The 15452-nt window shown below is 73.0% G+C and carries 16 protein-coding genes; 2 read left to right on the top strand and 14 right to left on the bottom strand.

Annotation, left to right across the window (positions count from 1 at the left end):
• Position 1: 1 nt before the first annotated feature.
• The 9 genes from rnc to ACWGO8_RS16090 form a co-directional block, all read right to left on the bottom strand.
• Positions 2-664 carry a ribonuclease III gene (gene rnc / locus ACWGO8_RS16130; RefSeq protein ID WP_452044577.1) on the bottom strand — a complete coding sequence of 221 codons (663 nt, stop codon included), beginning with the start codon at positions 662-664 and terminating at the stop codon, positions 2-4.
• A gap of 76 nt (positions 665-740) precedes the next feature.
• Entirely contained in the window at positions 741-944 is a 204-nt protein-coding gene (gene rpmF, locus ACWGO8_RS16125; protein WP_022887809.1) for a 50S ribosomal protein L32, read from the bottom strand.
• 9 nt (positions 945-953) lie between these two features.
• The gene (locus ACWGO8_RS16120) at positions 954-1520 is read right to left on the bottom strand and encodes a YceD family protein (RefSeq protein ID WP_376955638.1); all 567 of its coding nucleotides are present in this window, start codon (positions 1518-1520) and stop codon (positions 954-956) included.
• Between the two features lie 8 nt (positions 1521-1528).
• Entirely contained in the window at positions 1529-3868 is a 2340-nt protein-coding gene (locus ACWGO8_RS16115; RefSeq protein WP_452044029.1) for a transglutaminase family protein, read from the bottom strand.
• A complete protein-coding gene (locus ACWGO8_RS16110; protein ID WP_452044028.1) occupies positions 3858-5234 on the bottom strand; it encodes a DUF58 domain-containing protein in 1377 nt (458 codons plus the stop codon). Before ACWGO8_RS16110 ends, ACWGO8_RS16115 begins: the two co-directional genes overlap by 11 nt.
• 2 nt (positions 5235-5236) lie before the next feature.
• On the bottom strand, positions 5237-6271 hold the full coding sequence (locus tag ACWGO8_RS16105) for an AAA family ATPase (RefSeq protein WP_452044027.1): 1035 nt from the start codon (positions 6269-6271) through the stop codon (positions 5237-5239).
• On the bottom strand, positions 6268-6759 hold the full coding sequence (coaD, locus tag ACWGO8_RS16100; protein ID WP_376955100.1) for a pantetheine-phosphate adenylyltransferase: 492 nt from the start codon (positions 6757-6759) through the stop codon (positions 6268-6270). The genes ACWGO8_RS16105 and coaD overlap by 4 nt, the downstream gene beginning before the upstream one ends.
• Positions 6760-6810: 51 nt before the next feature.
• Positions 6811-9003 carry an ATP-dependent DNA helicase RecG gene (locus tag ACWGO8_RS16095; protein WP_452044026.1) on the bottom strand — a complete coding sequence of 731 codons (2193 nt, stop codon included), beginning with the start codon at positions 9001-9003 and terminating at the stop codon, positions 6811-6813.
• Positions 9000-9758 (bottom strand): tetratricopeptide repeat protein, encoded by a 759-nt coding sequence (locus ACWGO8_RS16090; RefSeq protein ID WP_452044025.1) that lies wholly within the window; start codon positions 9756-9758, stop codon positions 9000-9002. The genes ACWGO8_RS16095 and ACWGO8_RS16090 overlap by 4 nt, the downstream gene beginning before the upstream one ends.
• 141 nt (positions 9759-9899) lie before the next feature.
• On the opposite strand from ACWGO8_RS16090, the gene rsmD reads away from it, so the two are divergent.
• Entirely contained in the window at positions 9900-10487 is a 588-nt protein-coding gene (gene rsmD / locus ACWGO8_RS16085) for a 16S rRNA (guanine(966)-N(2))-methyltransferase RsmD (protein ID WP_452044024.1), read from the top strand.
• Here the strand turns inward: rsmD and thiL are convergent.
• Entirely contained in the window at positions 10457-11455 is a 999-nt protein-coding gene (gene thiL / locus ACWGO8_RS16080) for a thiamine-phosphate kinase (protein ID WP_452044023.1), read from the bottom strand. The two genes, rsmD and thiL, sit on opposite strands and share 31 nt — an antisense overlap.
• A gap of 25 nt (positions 11456-11480) precedes the next feature.
• Between thiL and ACWGO8_RS16075 the strand changes: the two genes are divergently transcribed.
• Positions 11481-11987 carry a DUF3515 domain-containing protein gene (locus ACWGO8_RS16075; RefSeq protein WP_452044022.1) on the top strand — a complete coding sequence of 169 codons (507 nt, stop codon included), beginning with the start codon at positions 11481-11483 and terminating at the stop codon, positions 11985-11987.
• A gap of 31 nt (positions 11988-12018) precedes the next feature.
• Here ACWGO8_RS16075 and ACWGO8_RS16070 read toward each other — a convergent pair whose 3' ends face one another.
• The 4 genes from ACWGO8_RS16070 to ACWGO8_RS16055 form a co-directional block, all read right to left on the bottom strand.
• Positions 12019-12453: a pyridoxamine 5'-phosphate oxidase family protein gene (locus ACWGO8_RS16070; protein ID WP_452044021.1), complete on the bottom strand. Its 435-nt coding sequence runs from the start codon at positions 12451-12453 to the stop codon at positions 12019-12021.
• 86 nt (positions 12454-12539) lie between these two features.
• Entirely contained in the window at positions 12540-13631 is a 1092-nt protein-coding gene (locus tag ACWGO8_RS16065) for a D-alanine--D-alanine ligase family protein (RefSeq protein WP_452044020.1), read from the bottom strand.
• Complete coding sequence (locus ACWGO8_RS16060; protein WP_452044019.1) at positions 13531-14667, bottom strand: NAD(P)H-dependent glycerol-3-phosphate dehydrogenase; 1137 nt, start codon at positions 14665-14667, stop codon at positions 13531-13533. Before ACWGO8_RS16060 ends, ACWGO8_RS16065 begins: the two co-directional genes overlap by 101 nt.
• Positions 14664-15452 (bottom strand): lysophospholipid acyltransferase family protein, encoded by a 789-nt coding sequence (locus ACWGO8_RS16055; protein ID WP_452044018.1) that lies wholly within the window; start codon positions 15450-15452, stop codon positions 14664-14666. The genes ACWGO8_RS16060 and ACWGO8_RS16055 overlap by 4 nt, the downstream gene beginning before the upstream one ends.

Below are 15452 nucleotides of genomic sequence, written 5' to 3'. Positions count from 1 at the left end.
GTCAGCGGCTGTTCAGGTCGGTCCAGGCCTCGAGCGCGGCGGCCATCTCGGCCTGCTTCTTGCTCGAGCCCTCGCCGCTCGCCTGCACGAGCTCGCCGACCGACACGGTGGCGACGAAGTGCTTGTTGTGGTCGGGTCCGGACTCGGTGACCGTGTAGACGGGCGGCGGCGCGCTGCGGCGCGCGGCGATCTCCTGGAGGCTCGTCTTCGGGTCCATGGCCGCGCCGAACCGGTCGGGGTCGGCGAGGAGCGGCGTGACGAGGCGCAGCACCAGCGCCGTTGCGGCGTCGCCGCCGGCGTCGAGGTAGACCGCGCCGATGATCGCCTCGACGGTGTCGGCGAGGATCGACGGCTTGTCGGCTCCGCCGGTCATGGTCTCACCTCTGCCGAGCCGGACGTACGAGCCGACGCCGATGGACCGGCCGACCTCGGCGAGCGCGGCACTCGAGACGAGGCTCGCGCGACGCTTGGCCAGCTCGCCCTCGTCGAGCTCGGGGTGGTCGCGGAACAGCTTGACCGTGACGGCCTGCCCCAGGATGGAGTCGCCGAGGAACTCGAGGCGCTCGTTGGTGGGGATGCCGCCGTTCTCGTACGCGAACGACCGGTGCGTGAGCGCGAGCTGGAGGAGGGCCGGATCCACCTCGACCTGCAGCGTGCGCTGCAGCTCGTCGAGCGTGGGATCTGGATTCCCTGCCTGCTCCGTTCGCGTCACGACCGGTCGGTGGCGTGCCTGCGGCCGACTAGACGTCGGCGACCTTGCGGCCCTTGTACTCGAGGAAGAGCGGAGTGCCCGCCGAGTCCTCGACGACCTTCGCGCGGTGCGGAAGGCTGTAGGTGACCTTGCCGTTCTCGACGGTCTTGACGAGCGTGGGGACCTCGGCCTTCCACTGCGAACGGCGCGCGTGGGTGTTGGCTCGTGACTTCTTCCGCTTGGGAACAGCCATGACTCTCTCTCAATCTCTCTGCTGGTCGGCCTCGGGTGCAGCACCCGTGCCTTGGTCTTCGGAAGCCTTGAACCCCGCGAGCGCGTCCCACCTCGGGTCGCGCTGCTCAGGGGTGACGAGTTCCGGATGATCGGCCAGTCGGAGCCCGGTCACGGGGTCGAGACCCGGGCAGTCCGGCCGGCACACCGGCTGGAACGGCAGTGCCAGCACCACCGCATCTCGGATGAGCGATTCAAGATCCACGTGGTCGTCTTGAACCTCATACTCGAAAGCTTCCCCAGAATGATACGCGAAAAGCTCCTGGAACTCGACTTCGACGGGCAGGGCGATGTCGATGAGGCAGCGACCGCACTCCCCTTCGGCGACCGCGTCGACCTCGGCCGTGACGAGGATCCCCTCGTGCACGGACTCGAGACGGGCGTCGAGATCGAGCTCGGAACCCTCCCGAACCGAGACGAGGCCCTCGCCCATCTGCTGGGCGACGGGGATCGCGAGGCGCTGCTCGCGCATCTCGCCGGGACGGTTCACGAGGTCGCGCGCGTTCAGGCTGAACGGCGAATGCTGGGTGGCCACGATCGACGATTCTACGCCCCGGGAGCGACCCGATCGCCGAGCAGGCGGCGGGCCCGCTCGAAGAGCGAGCGCGGCACGAAGACGGCCCTCGCGCGCTCCCCCGCCGTGGCGTCGGCGAGCAGCGCCGTCCTCGCCGTGACGAGGTCCTCGGCGATCCCGGGACCCGCCGCACGACCCACGGGACCGTACCGTTCGCGCTCCACGCCGTCGCGGAGGCGCAGCAGCGCGCTGCGGGCGACGACGTCCTCGGCGAACGCCGGGCGTGCGGCCATGCGCGCTGCGAAGGCGCGCGCGGTCTCGACGTCGCCGAGCCCGGTGCCGAGGTCGCGTGCCGTGGCGACCAGCTCGTCCCACGCGGCATCCGCCGGCCGCTCGCCCCGCCGGATGCGGCCGATCCGGCTGAGGCGCTGGCTCCCGCGGAACGCCGCGGGAGTCACGAGCAGCACGAGCACGACGAGCAGCAGCGCACCGCCGCGCAGCCACAGGTCGCCAGCCGAGCCCAGCACGCCGCCGTCGGGGCCTGCGAGCCCCCGGTCGGGGTCGAGCTCGGGACGTCCGCTCGCGCCCGGCGTCGACGTCGCCGCGTTGGGGATGTTCGGTCCCTGCTCCTCGCCCGCGTTGGGTCGCGAGTAGTCGGGCACGAGACCGCGGCCCGGGGTCGGCTCGAACGGCACCCAGCCGACGCCCTCGAAGTACAGCTCGGGCCACGCGTGCAGGTCGTGCGAGTCGACCTCGACCCGCTGCACGCCGTCGACGCGCTCCTCGGTGGGCGAGCCCTGCGTGTAGCCGATCGAGATGCGCGCCGGGATGCCGACCTCGCGGGCGAGCACGGCCATGGTCGAGGCGAAGTGCACGCAGTAGCCCGCCTTCGTCTCCAGGAACCGGGCGATGACGTCGAACCCGCCGCCGTCGTAGCCCTCCTCGACTGGCGCCTCGGTGGAGTAGTCGAAGTCGGGGCCGCGCAGGTACGCCTGGATGGCGACCGCCGCGTCGTACTTCGTGGCGGTGCCGGACGTGACTACCGCCGCGGTGTCCGTGATGATCTGCGGCATCTCGTCGGGCAGCTCGAGGAACGGGGCGAACTGCTCGGGCACGTTGCTCGCCGCGCGCAGCTGCGCCGGCGTCGGCTCGACGTCGAGCCGCGTCACGCGGTATCGCTGCCCGTCGGTGTTCGAGTCGACGCTGCGCACCGTGAGCGAGCCGTCGTCCCAGAACCACGAGCCGCGGAGGCCCTCGATGGCGGCCGTCGGGTACGGCACGGGCAGCCAGGTCGTGCTCACGTCGTCGATCACGACGTCGATCGGATGCTCCGCCGTCTGCACGCGCCGCGACAGGCCGTCGGGCCGCGGCATGGCGTCGACGGTGTTGTCGCCGTCGACGGCGCGCTCGGTGGCGCTCCAGACCTCGCCCTCGAAGCGGTCGAGCGTCAGGAGGGTGAAGTACGGGCGGTCGCCGTCGCGCGCCAGGTAGTGGAACGCGGCCCGGGCCTCGGGCCGGCGCAGGTCCCGGCCGAGGTCGATGAACGGGCTCACGCCGCGGGCGAAGAGGGTGCCCTGCGACGGCGAGCCGAGCAGCAGGCTCGTCGAGATGCTCGGCGTCGACGCCGCCAGCACGGATGCCGCGAGCAGGCCGACCGCCGCGAGCCCGAGCGACGCGCCGAGCGTCGACACGATGGGCACGCGCTTGGGGGCGATGACGGTCGCGGCCTGCCCGGTGCTCTGGCCCGCCGGGTCCTCACCGGCGAGGAGCTGCGCGCGGCGTCGCACGCGCACGTCGACGCGGAGCAGCAGCAGGTACGCCGCGGCGGTCAGCACGAGGGTCGGCAGCTCGGCGCCCGCCTCGATGATGAAGCCCGGGATGAGGATCGGCACGAGCGCGGGCGCGGCGGCGAGCGCGGGCATGCGCACCGTCTGCACGAGGATGTCGGTGACGACGGCGAGCAGCCCGATGCCGAGCGCCAGCGCGAACGACAGCGGCGGCACGGTGAGCGCCGGCACCGACTGCTGCTCGATCGTGCGCTGCGCGCCCACGAAGAGCTCGCCGAACGTCTCGAAGGTGCCCTGCGTCGGGATGATCAGCGCGATGCTCGTGCCGCCGCCGAACAGCAGCGTGAGCAGCAGCAGGAGCACGCCGAGCTCCAGGACGGGGACGAGCGACGGCGGCGTCCGAGCGGCGCGGAGCCCGAAGCCCGAGAACAGCGTGCCCGCCGCGATGAAGGCGCAGAGCCACCACCAGCCGCTTCCCGAGAGGAGCGGGCCGAGCGCCATCGCCGCCACCGCGAGCAGCAGGAACGACGCGGTCGTGAGCGCGAGGCGCTGGGCGCGGGTGAGCGGTGCGGAGTCAGCGTCCATCGCCCACCTCCCCGGGCTCGTCGTCGCTGCTCGCGTCGATCGCGCCGCTGCGGCGCGCGGCCGCCGTGATGCCGGCCCAGGCCTCGCCGATGTCGGCGGGTCGACGCAGCCGGATGATGCGCCAGTCGGCGTCCTCGAGCTCGTCGAGGACCCGCCGCGAGACGCCCTCCACGGCGAAGGCGATCGCCGGCTCGAGCGTCGGGCGCAGGGCGACGAGGTTGCGCGCGTCCTGCTCGTCGGGGTCGATGAGCACCGCGAAGCCCGGCGCCCGCGCCTCGCGGGCGCGCGGCCGGCCCTCGGAGCCCCCGGGCTCGTTGCCGGCGTGGGCGGAGATTCTCGGCTCCTCGAGCCGGGCGAGGTCCTCGAGCAGCATCCGGTCGCCGCCGGGCATGCGGTAGCCGCCGTCGTAGGCGGCCCCGGTGGTGACGCCGCGCTCGGGATCGGCGATCTGCGTGCAGCGCACGCGGAAGCCGCGCTCGAGCAGGTGCACCCCGATGGACGCGGCGAGCTCGATGCCGAGCTCGTACCCGAAGTGCGGGGCGTCGTCGTGCTCGCGGCGGAGCGACGCGACGCGCGGACGGCCCGAGAGCGTCGTATCGAGCAGCAGGCGCGCCTCGGGGTCGCCGCGCTGCTCCTCCTCGCGCACCATGAGCTCGCCGCGCCGGGCGGTCGCCGCCCAGTGCACGCGGCGGAGCGGGTCGCCGTAGCGGTACTCGCGGGCGATGAGCTCGTCGGAGTTCGGATGCGTGCGCCGCTGCAGCCCGTGCACCACGCCGTCGATCGACGCGGCGCTGCCGAGCGCGGCGTCGAGCACCGTGACACGCGGCGTCACCACGATCTCGTGCCCGGTGCCCACGTCGCGGTCGATGCGCGCGAGGCCGAACGGGTCGAAGACCGCCACGCGGAGCGGGCCGACCGTCGGGACGCCGCGCCGCGGCATCCGCACCCGGTACTCGAGACGCACGGTGTCGTCGCCCGACGGGAGCACGCTCTCGTACGGACCGATGCCCGGCAGGATCGCCTCGGGCGGCGCTTGGATGCCGTCGGGCGTCGTGTCGCGCCAGTGCGCGCCGTCGAACGTGCGCCGGCCGCGGTTCTTCACCACGAGCGAGACCCGGGTCCACCCGCCGGCCGGCACGACCGGCGGGGCGAACGTGCGCGTCACGGCGAGCCGCGGCGTGCGGACGAGCACGAAGACGGCCGCCGCGAGGGGCATCGCGATGCCGACGAACGCGAGCAGCATGACGTCGCGCAGGTCGAACCAGAGCGACACGGCGAGCAGCAGCACGCCCACCGCCACGAGCGCGCCCCCGCGCCTGGTGAGTCGCGGCCAGGCCGAGACGCGGACGGAGCGGGGGCGGGACACGGCTAACTCCTTCGTGCGCTGCCGACTGGGACCGGCGTCTCCCCCACGATGCGCCGCACGATGGCGTCGATGAGCGGCCCGCTGTCGCGGTCGTGGGCGCCGATGGCACGACTCGTCGGCACGAGTCGGTGCGCGAGCACGGGCACCGCGAGGGCGTCGACGTCGTCGGGGAGCACGAAGTCGCGGCCGTGCATGGCGGCGTGCGCCTTGGCCGCGCGGATGAGCTGCAGCGTGGCCCGCGGGCTCGCGCCGAGGCGGAGCTGGCGGTCCTCACGGGTGGCGCGGGCGAGCTGCACCGCGTACTCCTTCACCGGCTGCGACGTGAACACGTGCTGCACGCCCTGGATCATGTCGCGGAGCTCGGCGAGCGACACGACCGGCTCGAGCCGGTCGAGCGGGCTCGACGTCTCGCGCGTGGACAGCATCGCGATCTCGTCGGCCGGCGACGGGTAGCCCATCGAGACCCGGGCCATGAAGCGGTCGCGCTGTGCCTCGGGCAGCGGGTACGTGCCCTCCATCTCGACCGGGTTCTGGGTCGCCACCACGGTGAACGGCTGATCGAGCACGTAGGTCGTGCCGTCGGCCGTGACCTGGCGCTCCTCCATGCACTCGAGCAGGGCGGACTGGGTCTTCGGGCTGGCGCGGTTGATCTCGTCGCCGATGACGAGGTTCGCGAACACCGGGCCGCGCTTGAACTCGAACTGCCGGGTCGACTGGTCGAAGACACTCACGCCCGTCACGTCGCTCGGCAGGAGGTCGGGGGTGAACTGGATGCGGCTCACGCTCGCGTCGACCGATCGGGCCAGCGCCTTCGCGAGCATCGTCTTGCCGACGCCGGGCACGTCCTCGATGAGCAGGTGGCCCTCGGCGAGCAGCACGGTCAGTGCGGCCGTGATGGCCTCGCGCTTGCCGGCGATGACGGTCTCGACGTTCTGCACGATGCTCGCCGCGAGCGAGCCGACCTCGTCGATCCCGAGCGCGAGCTCGGTGCGGCCGGCGTCGGCCTGGCCGCCCACGGTGACCGCCGCCTCGCTCATGCCGTCACCGCTCCCTGCAGGTAGTCGGCCACGACGAGGGGCACGTATGGCGACACGTCGCCGCCGAGCGCGGCCACCTGACGCACGAGCGAGCTCGACACGTGCGCGTTCGCCGGGTCGGGCAGGAGGAAGACGGTCTCGACGCCCGCGAGATGCCGGTTCACGATCGCCATGGGCGTCTCGTACGCGACGTCGACCTGCGAGCGGATGCCCTTCACGAGCACCGTCGCGCCCACGTCGGTGCAGTAGTCGACGAGGAGCCCCATGCTCCAGGAGGCGACCACGATGCGACCCTCGATGCCGGCGTCGACGATCGACTTCTCGATGAGCGCCACGCGCTGCGCGATGGGCAGCAGGGCCGTCTTGTCGGGGTTGTGCACCACCACGACGTGCAGCTCGTCGTACAGCCCCGCGGCCCGACCGATGACGTCGAGATGGCCGAGCGTGACGGGGTCGAACGAGCCTGGGACGACGGCGATCCGCTGCATACGCACCAGCGTAGTGCCCGCTCGCGGCACCGGAAGCGCTGTCGGAGAGTCTCAGCCCTTGCTCAGGAATCCGCTGGTCTCGGCGTCCAGCCGGCGGCGCACCTCGGCGGCGAGGGCGGCGTGTCGGCCGAGCCCCGGGTCGTCGGCGAGCACCTCGGCGGCGAGGTCGCGGGCGTCGGAGATGACGTCGCCGTCGCGCACGACGCGCAGGAGCTTCAGCGACGAGCGCCCGCCCGACTGGCTCGCCCCGAGCACGTCGCCCTCCTGCCGCAGCTCGAGGTCGACGCGGGCCAGCTCGAACCCGTCGAGCGTCGCCGCGACGGCCTCGACGCGCTGGCGGGCGAGCGAGCCCGCCTCCGCGTTCGTGACGAGGAGGCAGAGGCCCGGCACGCTCCCGCGGCCGACCCGGCCGCGGAGCTGGTGCAGCTGCGAGACGCCGAAGCGGTCGGCGTCGACGACGACCATGGCGCTCGCGTTCGGCACGTCGACGCCCACCTCGATGACGGTGGTGGCGACGAGCACGTCGAGCTCGCCCGCCGCGAACGCCCGCATCGCGGCATCCTTCTCGTCGGCGCTCATGCGCCCGTGCAGGGGGGCGACGCGCTTGTCGGCGAAGCGCGGGTGCGCGGCGAGCTCGGCGAGCACCGAGGTCACGGATGCCGCGGGCGCCCCGCCCTCGGCCCCCTCCTCGAGCGGCTCCCCGTCATCCTCCGCGACCTTCGCCTCGATCGCCGGGCAGACCACGAAGCCCTGGCGGCCGAGCTCGACCTCCTCGGCGAGCCGCTCCCAGACCCGCGGCCGCCAGCCCGGACGGTCGGCGAGCGGCACCACGAACGACTCGATGCCGGCCCGGCCCGCGGGGAGCTCCCGGATCGTGGACACGTCGAGGTCGCCGAACACCGTCATGGCGACCGTGCGCGGGATGGGCGTCGCCGTGAGCACGAGCACATGCGGCGGGTGCTGGCCCTTGAGGCGCAGCGCCTCGCGCTGGTCGACGCCGAACCGATGCTGCTCGTCGACGACCACGAGCCCGAGGTCGGCGAATGACACCGCGTCGCCGATGAGCGCGTGCGTGCCGACCACGATGCGGGACTGGCCTGCGGCCGCCCGCAGCAGCGCCTTCTTGCGCTCGGCGGTCGGCAGCTGGCCCGTGAGCAGCGTGGGCATGAGCGTCGCAGCGAGGTCGGGGCCGAGCATCCGCGCGATCGACCGCACGTGCTGCGCCGCGAGCACCTCGGTGGGCGCGAGGAGCGCCGACTGCCCGCCCGAGTCGGCGACCGCGAGCATGGCGCGCAGCGCGACGAGCGTCTTTCCCGAGCCCACCTCGCCCTGCACCAGCCGGTTCATCGGCACGGGTTGTCCGAGGTCGTCGGCGATCTCTCCGCCGACCTCCTGCTGGTCGTCGGTGAGCGTGAACGGCAGCGATGCGTCGAAGCGAGCCAGCAGTCCCTCGGGCGCCGGCGGCCGCGCGGTCGTGGAGTGCTCGCGCAGCTCGGCCCGCCGCAGCAGCAGCGCGGTCTGCAGCACGAACGCCTCGGTGAAGCGCAGCGTGCGGCGTGCCGACTTCCAGTCGGCCTCGGTCTCGGGCCGGTGGACCTGCTCGAGCGCCCGCCGGTGGTCGAGCAGCGAGCGTGCTCGGCGGACCTGCTCGGGCAGCGGGTCGTCGACGGGGCCGAGTCCGTCGAGCAGCAGTGCGATCGACTTCGCGAGCTGCCAGCTGGCGAGGGTGCCGGTGGCCGGGTAGATCGGGATGGGCGCCTCGACCCAGCGCTTCGCGGCATCCGTGGCGACGATCTCGGCGTCGTCGAAGAGCTCGTAGTCGGGATGCGCGAGCTGCCGGTTGCCCTTGTAGTCGCCGACCTTGCCCGCGAAGATGCCGCGGCGGCCGGGTCGCAGGTCGTTCTCGCGCCACCGCTGGTTGAAGAACGTGAGCGTCAGGATGCCGGTGCCGTCGGAGATCTTCGCCTCGACGATCGACCCCCGACGCTGGCGCATGTCGCGTACGCGCACCTCGAGCACCTCGGCGACGATCGTCACGTTCTCGTCGAGCGGGAGGCTCGCAAGGGCCGTCAACTCACCGCGGAGCGCGTATCGGCGCGGGTAGTGCGCGAGCAGCTCGCCCACCGTGCGGTAGCCGAACGCACGCTCGATCGCCTGCGCGGTGCGGCCGCCGAGCGCGCCCGAGAGCCGGGTGTCGAGGGTGAACCGACCGGCGCCCGCGGCATCCGCTCCTTCGGCCGTCATGCCTCGATCGTAGGCTCCCCGCCCGACTCGTCCGTCGTGAGTTCCGCGAGCTCGGACTGCACGTAGGGATCGTCTGGGCGCGCGCGGGCGAGCTCGCGCTGGAGCTCGAGCGCCTCGTCGTTCCGGCCGAGCGTGCGCAGGCAACGGGCCACCGACCAGCGCGCGACGTGCTGCTGCTGGGTGGTGCCGTACCGATCGGCTGCGTCGACGGCCAGCTGGAACTCGGCGAGCGCCGCCTCGGCGCGGCCCGAGTCGTGCATGGTCCAGCCGAGGTTGTTGTGCAGGGCGACACCCCAGCGCAGCACGCGCGGGTCGCGCGATCCGGCGAGCACGTCGAGTCCCTCGGCGGCCCACTCCTCCTCGTGCCCCTCGTCGTTGAGCGCGAGCATGTGCAGCGCGTCGAGGACGAGGAAGTTCGATCCGGCGAGCGCGGCCTCGCGAACGCCGCGCGTGAGCTCGGGCACGGCCTCGGCGCGGCGGTCGGAGGCGGCGAGGATGCGCCCGCGCTCGATCGACACCCGAGCGCGCACCTCGGCGGCGTCGCGCTCGGGGTCGTCGGACGGGATGCCGCGGGACCCGACCTCGTCGAGCAGCGCGAGCGCCTCGTCGGCGCGGCCCTGGATGCCGACGGCACGGGCGAGCTGGGTCGTCATCACCGCGCGCACGTGCGCCGGATGCGAGTCGTCGTCGGCCGCCTCGCGGAACCGCTCCTCGCTCGCGGCGGGGTCGCCGAAGTCCCAGAGTCGGTCGATCAACTGCTGTTCGTCCCCCCGGTGGCGGGACGGTTCGGCGGGCGCCTGGTCTGTCGAGTCATCCACCCCTCCATCATGGCAGCGCCGGGCACGTGCTCGCGCAGGCATGACAGCATGCAACCTCGCGGATATGCTGCCGGGAGCATGACCCGCATCATCGCCGGATTCGCCGGCTCGCTCTCCCTCGCCGTGCCGCGCTCGGGCACGCGTCCCACCAGCGACCGCGTGCGCGAGGCGATCTTCTCCGCGCTCGAGGCCCGCGACGCCGTCGACGGCGGCGCGGTGCTCGACCTCTACGCCGGGTCGGGCGCGCTCGGGCTGGAGGCGGCTTCCCGGGGCGCGGCCGAGGTCGTGCTCGTCGAGAAGGCGAAGCCCGCCGCCGACATCTGCCGTCGCAACGCCGACGCGGTGACCCGCGCGGCGCGGGGCCATCGGCCGCGCATCCGGGTCGCGATGCGCAGCGTCGCGTCGTACCTCGAGTCGGCGACGGGCCCGTTCGACCTCGTGTTCATCGACCCGCCGTACGACCTCGGCGAGGCCGCGGTCGCGCACGACCTCGAGCTGCTCGCGCCCCTGCTGGCGGCCGACGCCATCATCGTCGTCGAGCGGAGCTCGCGCTCGCCCGAGCCGAGCTGGCCCGAGGGCATCGTGCCCGAGCGCCGCCGCGACTACGGCGAGACCACGCTGTGGTGGGCGGCGGCTCAGCCCGAGCGGCCGTCCCAGCCCGAGTAGGGGTCCCAGCCCTCGGCGTCGATCCCGCGCCCGTCGATGAGCACCTCGCCGGGAGCGGGCACCACGCGGCCGACCACCTCGAACGGTGCGGGCACGTCGACGTCCGCCGGGAAGGTCGCGAGCAGGCCGTGGTCCTCGGCGCCGGCGAACGCGACGCGCAGGTCGGTGCCGAGCGCCTCGCCGTCGAAGTCGAGTCCGACGCCGCTCGCCTCGGCGATGCGGCGGGCGTCGCGGGCGAGTCCGTCGGAGACGTCGAGCATCGACGTCGCACCGGCGAGCGAGGCGGCCACGCCCGCGGCGACGGGCGGATTCGGCGCGAGTTGCGCCGCCACGAGCTCGGGATGCCGCGCGCGCACGTCGGCGGCCCGGTCGGGGTCGGGCTCGCCCGTGGCATCCGTGCCCTCGGCGAAGAGCAGCGCGAGCCCGCGTGCGGCGTCGCCCCGGGCGCCCGCGTGGGCCAGGACGTCGCCGACGCGCGCGCCCGAGCGGAGCACCGGCGCGCGGCCCTCGAGGTCGCCGAACGCCGTCACCGCGATCGTGAGCACGGTCGACGCCGAGAGGTCGCCGCCCACGACGCCGGCACCCGGCGCGAGCGCCGCGAGTCCCTCGCGCAGGCCGTCCGCGATGCCCTCGAGCACGGCCGCGGGCGTGGTCGGCGGCGCGGCGATGGCGACGACGAGCGCGGTGGGCCGGGCGCCCATCGCGGCGACGTCGGTGAGGTTGGTGGCGGCTGCCTTCCAGCCGAGCTCGAACGGCGTCGACCACGCGAGGCGGAAGTCGGGCCCGTGCACGAGCAGGTCGGTCGTCACGACGTAGCGTCCGTCGGCGGCCGCGACGACCGCGGCGTCATCGCCGGCGCCGAGCAGCGACGCGTCGCCCGGCGAGAGCCGCGGCAGGATGCGTGCGAGCGTACGCGACTCGCCGAGTTCGCCGATCGTGGGCGAATCCGGGCGCGCAGCTGCTTCCATGCCACTCACGGTAGCCTGAACGGCGATGCCCCACCCCACCGCTCCCCTGCCCCGACGCGGGCTGCGACGCGTCGCGCTCGCCATCGGCTTCGCGGTCGCCGGCACGATCGCGCTCGCCGGCTGCAGCCAGCCCGTCGTGTTCGACGCCGCGCCGCAGGCGACCGACGCCGACTGCGCCGCCGTCATCGTGCGCCTGCCCGACGTCGTCGCCGGCCAGGCCGAGCGCGAGACGAACGCGCAGGGCACGGGCGCCTGGGGCAATCCTGCGTCGGTGCTGCTGCGCTGCGGCGTCGAGCCGCTCGGTCCGACGACCGACCGCTGCGTGAGCGTCGACGGCGTCGACTGGGTCATCGACGAGTCGGATGCCCCGCGCTACCTGTTCACGACCTTCGGTCGCACGCCCGCGGTCGAGGTGCTCATCGACAACGACGTGGTGTCGGGCACGACCGCGATCGCCGACCTGTCGTCGGCCGTCTCGGCGATCCCCGCCGAGGGCGGCTGCACGAACGTCGACGACGCGATCCTCGGCTGAGCGGCCGAACTCTTCCGCGACGCGGCCGCGCTCAGCTCGCGTCGAGGTCCGCCTCCGGCTCGGGCCCGAAGGTCACTCGGCGGCCGCTGATCTGGTCGGCGTCGATGCGGATGAAGTTGCGCTTCACCGTCGGGATCCACGGCACGAGCGACGCCTCCTCCGCCTCGGCGATGTCGGCCGCGGTCTCGAGAGCCCTGGCGCGGCCCTTGATGACGACGCTCCAGCCGTCGGTCGCGCCGTAGTCGTCGATCTCGAAGGCGACCCGGTTGTTCACCGTCACCCCGAACAACTTGGTGCCCTCCGCGGTGCGCAGCAGGACACCGCCCTCGACGGTCGTGTAGTTGATCGGGAAGATCTCGGGCTGGTCGCCGATCGAGACGGCCAGTCGTCCGAAGTCCTTCTCCACGAGCAGCGCCCAGCACTCGTCGTCGCTGAGGACCTTCACCGGTTCGCGTTCATCAGCCATGTCACCATCGTGGCACGCCGAACTCGCGGCGTCATGGGTCCAACGGCCCACGAACCGGCACGGATGCCGCGACGGGCCGCCGAGGCTCAGCGGCTGCCGCGCGCGTGCCCGACCTCGATGAGCTCGGAGATCAGCTCGGGGTACGTGAGCCCCGAGTTCAGCCAGCACGTCGGGAACATCGAGATGGGTGTGAACCCCGGCATCGTGTTGACCTCGTTCACGACGAAGCCCTCGTCGGTGAGGAACACGTCGACGCGGGCGAGCCCCTCGCCGCCGATCGCCTCGAACGCCCGCCGGGCGATGCGGCGGAGCTCGAACAGCTCGCCGTCGCCGAGGTCGGCCGGGCAGATGAGGTCGACACCGGGCGCGTCGAGGTACTTCGCCTCGAAGTCGTAGAAGTCGCGACCGGTCACGACGACCTCGCCCGCGACGCTCACGCGCGGCCCATGGCCGTCACGTCCCTCGAGCACGCCGCACTCGATCTCGCGGCCGACGACGGCGGACTCGACGAGCACCGTGCGGTCCTCGGCAAACGCCACGTCGAGCGCCGCGTCGAGCTCCGACCAGTCGGAGACCTTGCTCACGCCCACGGACGAACCGGCGCGGGCGGGCTTCACGAACACGGGGAGGCCGAGGCCGTGCACCCGGCGCGTCCACAGCTCGGGGTCCTCCGCGAGGGCGGCCCGCGTGAGCGTCACCCATGGAGCCACGGCGATGCCGGCGCCCTCGAGCACGGTCTTCGTGACGTGCTTGTCCATGCCGATCGCCGACGCCAGCACGCCGTTGCCCACGTACGGCAGTCCGACGAGCTCGAGCAGGCCCTGCACGGTGCCGTCCTCGCCGAAGCGGCCGTGCAGGATCGGGAGGACGACGTCGACGTCGCCGAGCGAGCGCTCGCCCGACGCATCAGTCACCCGCACGTCACGCGACGCCGAGCTCTCGGGCCAGCGCACGCGGGTGCCGTTGTCGACGACCTCGGGCAGGTGCGCCGGGTCGAGGGCGTACCGGGCCGGATCGTCGGCCTCGAGCACGAAGGCGCCGTCGCGGGTGATCCCGACCGGGATCACCTCGTAGCGGTCACGGTCGATCGCCCCCAGGATCCCGCCCGCCGTTGCGCAACTGATCGAATGCTCGCTTGAACGCCCGCCGAACAGCAGAACCACCCTGAGCTTGTCCATCCAATGTCCTTTCGCCCTGCGGCTCGTCGTCGGTCGTGAGGTGCGGTGCCATGTCCTTCGGGGCGAGGGTGCCCGCGAGCACCTGCCGGACCTGCTCGACGATGGGCATCTCCACGCCCTTCGCCCGCGCGAGCTCGAGGATCGGGCCCACCGAGGCGAGGCCCTCGGTGGTCTGCTGCATGCGGTTCACCACGTCGGGCAGCTTGTAGCCCTGGCCGAGCAGGCGCCCGGCCGTGTTGTTGCGCGACAGCGGCGACTGGCACGTCGCGATGAGGTCGCCGAGGCCGGCGAGGCCCGAGAGCGTGTCGGGGTGCGCGCCGTAGGCGACCGCGAAGTCGGTCATCTCGACGAGGCCACGCGTGATGATCGAGGCCTTCGTGTTCTCGCCATACCCCGCGCCGTCGACGATGCCGATCGCGACCGCGATGAGGTTCTTCAGCACGCCGCCGAACTCCGTGCCGATGACGTCGGTGTTCACGAACGAGTGGAAGTACTTGTTGCGCGAGATGGAGGCCACGGATTGCGCCGTCTCGAGGCTCGTCGAGGAGACGACGGCCGCCGTCGGCTGCTCCTTCGCGATCTCGAGGGCGAGGTTGGGGCCCGAGATCACCGCGATGTTCGACTCGGCGATGGGCAGCACCTCGGCGATGACCTCGCTCATCCGGTGCCCGGTCGACTTCTCGACGCCCTTCATGAGCGACACCACGGTCGCCTCGGCGTGCAGGTGCGGCTCGGCCGCGATGAGGTTCTGCCGCAGCGTCTGGCTCGGCACGCAGACGTACACCTGCTCGGCGCCCGCGAGGGCGAGGTCGATGCGGCTGGTGGCGCGGAGGCCGATCGGCAGGTTGATGCCCGGGAGGTAGTCGCTGTTGCGCCGCGCCTCCTGGATCTCGCGGGCCAGCTCGGGCCGGCGCGCCCAGATCATGACGTCGGCGCCGCCGTCGGCGAGGATCTTCGCGAAGGTGGTGCCCCAGCTGCCGGCGCCGAGCACCGCGACGCGCTTGCCGGGCGCGCGGCGCCCCGACCGACGGTTCACCGCGACCCGTCCTTCCGGTCGAGGCGACCCGTCTCCTTCTGGCCGTGCTTGACCGGGTCCCAGCGCTCGGCCGGCGCCGGCTCGCCGCGCAGCTCGGCGAGGAGCGCGGCGATCGCGTCCATGAGCACGGCGGTCGCCGCCGTCAGGCTCGCCTGGTCGAGCTTGCCCTCGTACGCCGAGAGGTCGATCGGCTCCCCGATGATGACGTCGACCGTCTTGCGCGGGAAGAGGCTCAGCTTCTTGCCGTAGCGCGGGAGGATCTGCTGCGTGCCCCAGTGGGCGGCGGGCACCAGCGGGATGCCGCGTTCGAGCGCGATGCGCACGGCGCCGGTCTTGCCCCGCATCGGCCACATGTCGGGGTCGCGCGTGAGCGAACCCTCGGGGTAGACGATGACCATGCGGCCCTTGGAGACCAGGTCTTCAGCAGCGCGGATGGCCGCGTGGCTCTGGCTGCCGCTGCGCTCGACCGGGATCTGCCCCGAGCTGCGCAGGAACCACCCGACCACCGGGTTCTTGAAGAGCGACGCCTTGGCGAGGAACCGCGGCGCACGGCCGAGCTTCCACGCGGCGACGCCCATGACGACGGGGTCGACCTCGCTGTAGTGGTTCGGCGACATCACGAAGGCGCCGGTCCGCGGCATCCGCTCGGGGTGGTGGAAGCGGTACTTCACCGCCAGGTTCCAGAGCGGCAGGATCAGGACGGCGAGGACCCAGAAGAACGACGGACGGCGCTTCTCGGCCCCCGGCTTCGCCGCACGCGCAGCGGTCGGGTCTTGTTGTGGCAC

The sequence above is a fragment of the Agromyces sp. NPDC055661 genome (assembly GCF_053618135.1).
The sequence above is the reverse complement of the archived record's forward strand: the minus strand, read 5'-3'. Positions and strand labels throughout refer to the sequence as shown.

What these genes read in the sequence shown, in the direction of transcription:
- rpmF (WP_022887809.1), bottom strand. Translation starts at nt 944, where the DNA reads ATGGCTGTTCCCAAGCGGAAGAAGTCACGAGCCAACACCCACGCGCGC.
- ACWGO8_RS16115 (WP_452044029.1), bottom strand. Translation starts at nt 3,868, where the DNA reads ATGGACGCTGACTCCGCACCGCTCACCCGCGCCCAGCGCCTCGCGCTC.
- ACWGO8_RS16105 (WP_452044027.1), bottom strand. Translation starts at nt 6,271, where the DNA reads ATGAGCGAGGCGGCGGTCACCGTGGGCGGCCAGGCCGACGCCGGCCGC.
- coaD (WP_376955100.1), bottom strand. Translation starts at nt 6,759, where the DNA reads ATGCAGCGGATCGCCGTCGTCCCAGGCTCGTTCGACCCCGTCACGCTC.
- ACWGO8_RS16095 (WP_452044026.1), bottom strand. Translation starts at nt 9,003, where the DNA reads ATGACGGCCGAAGGAGCGGATGCCGCGGGCGCCGGTCGGTTCACCCTC.
- rsmD (WP_452044024.1), top strand. Translation starts at nt 9,900, where the DNA reads ATGACCCGCATCATCGCCGGATTCGCCGGCTCGCTCTCCCTCGCCGTG.
- thiL (WP_452044023.1), bottom strand. Translation starts at nt 11,455, where the DNA reads ATGGAAGCAGCTGCGCGCCCGGATTCGCCCACGATCGGCGAACTCGGC.
- ACWGO8_RS16075 (WP_452044022.1), top strand. Translation starts at nt 11,481, where the DNA reads ATGCCCCACCCCACCGCTCCCCTGCCCCGACGCGGGCTGCGACGCGTC.
- ACWGO8_RS16070 (WP_452044021.1), bottom strand. Translation starts at nt 12,453, where the DNA reads ATGGCTGATGAACGCGAACCGGTGAAGGTCCTCAGCGACGACGAGTGC.
- ACWGO8_RS16065 (WP_452044020.1), bottom strand. Translation starts at nt 13,631, where the DNA reads ATGGACAAGCTCAGGGTGGTTCTGCTGTTCGGCGGGCGTTCAAGCGAG.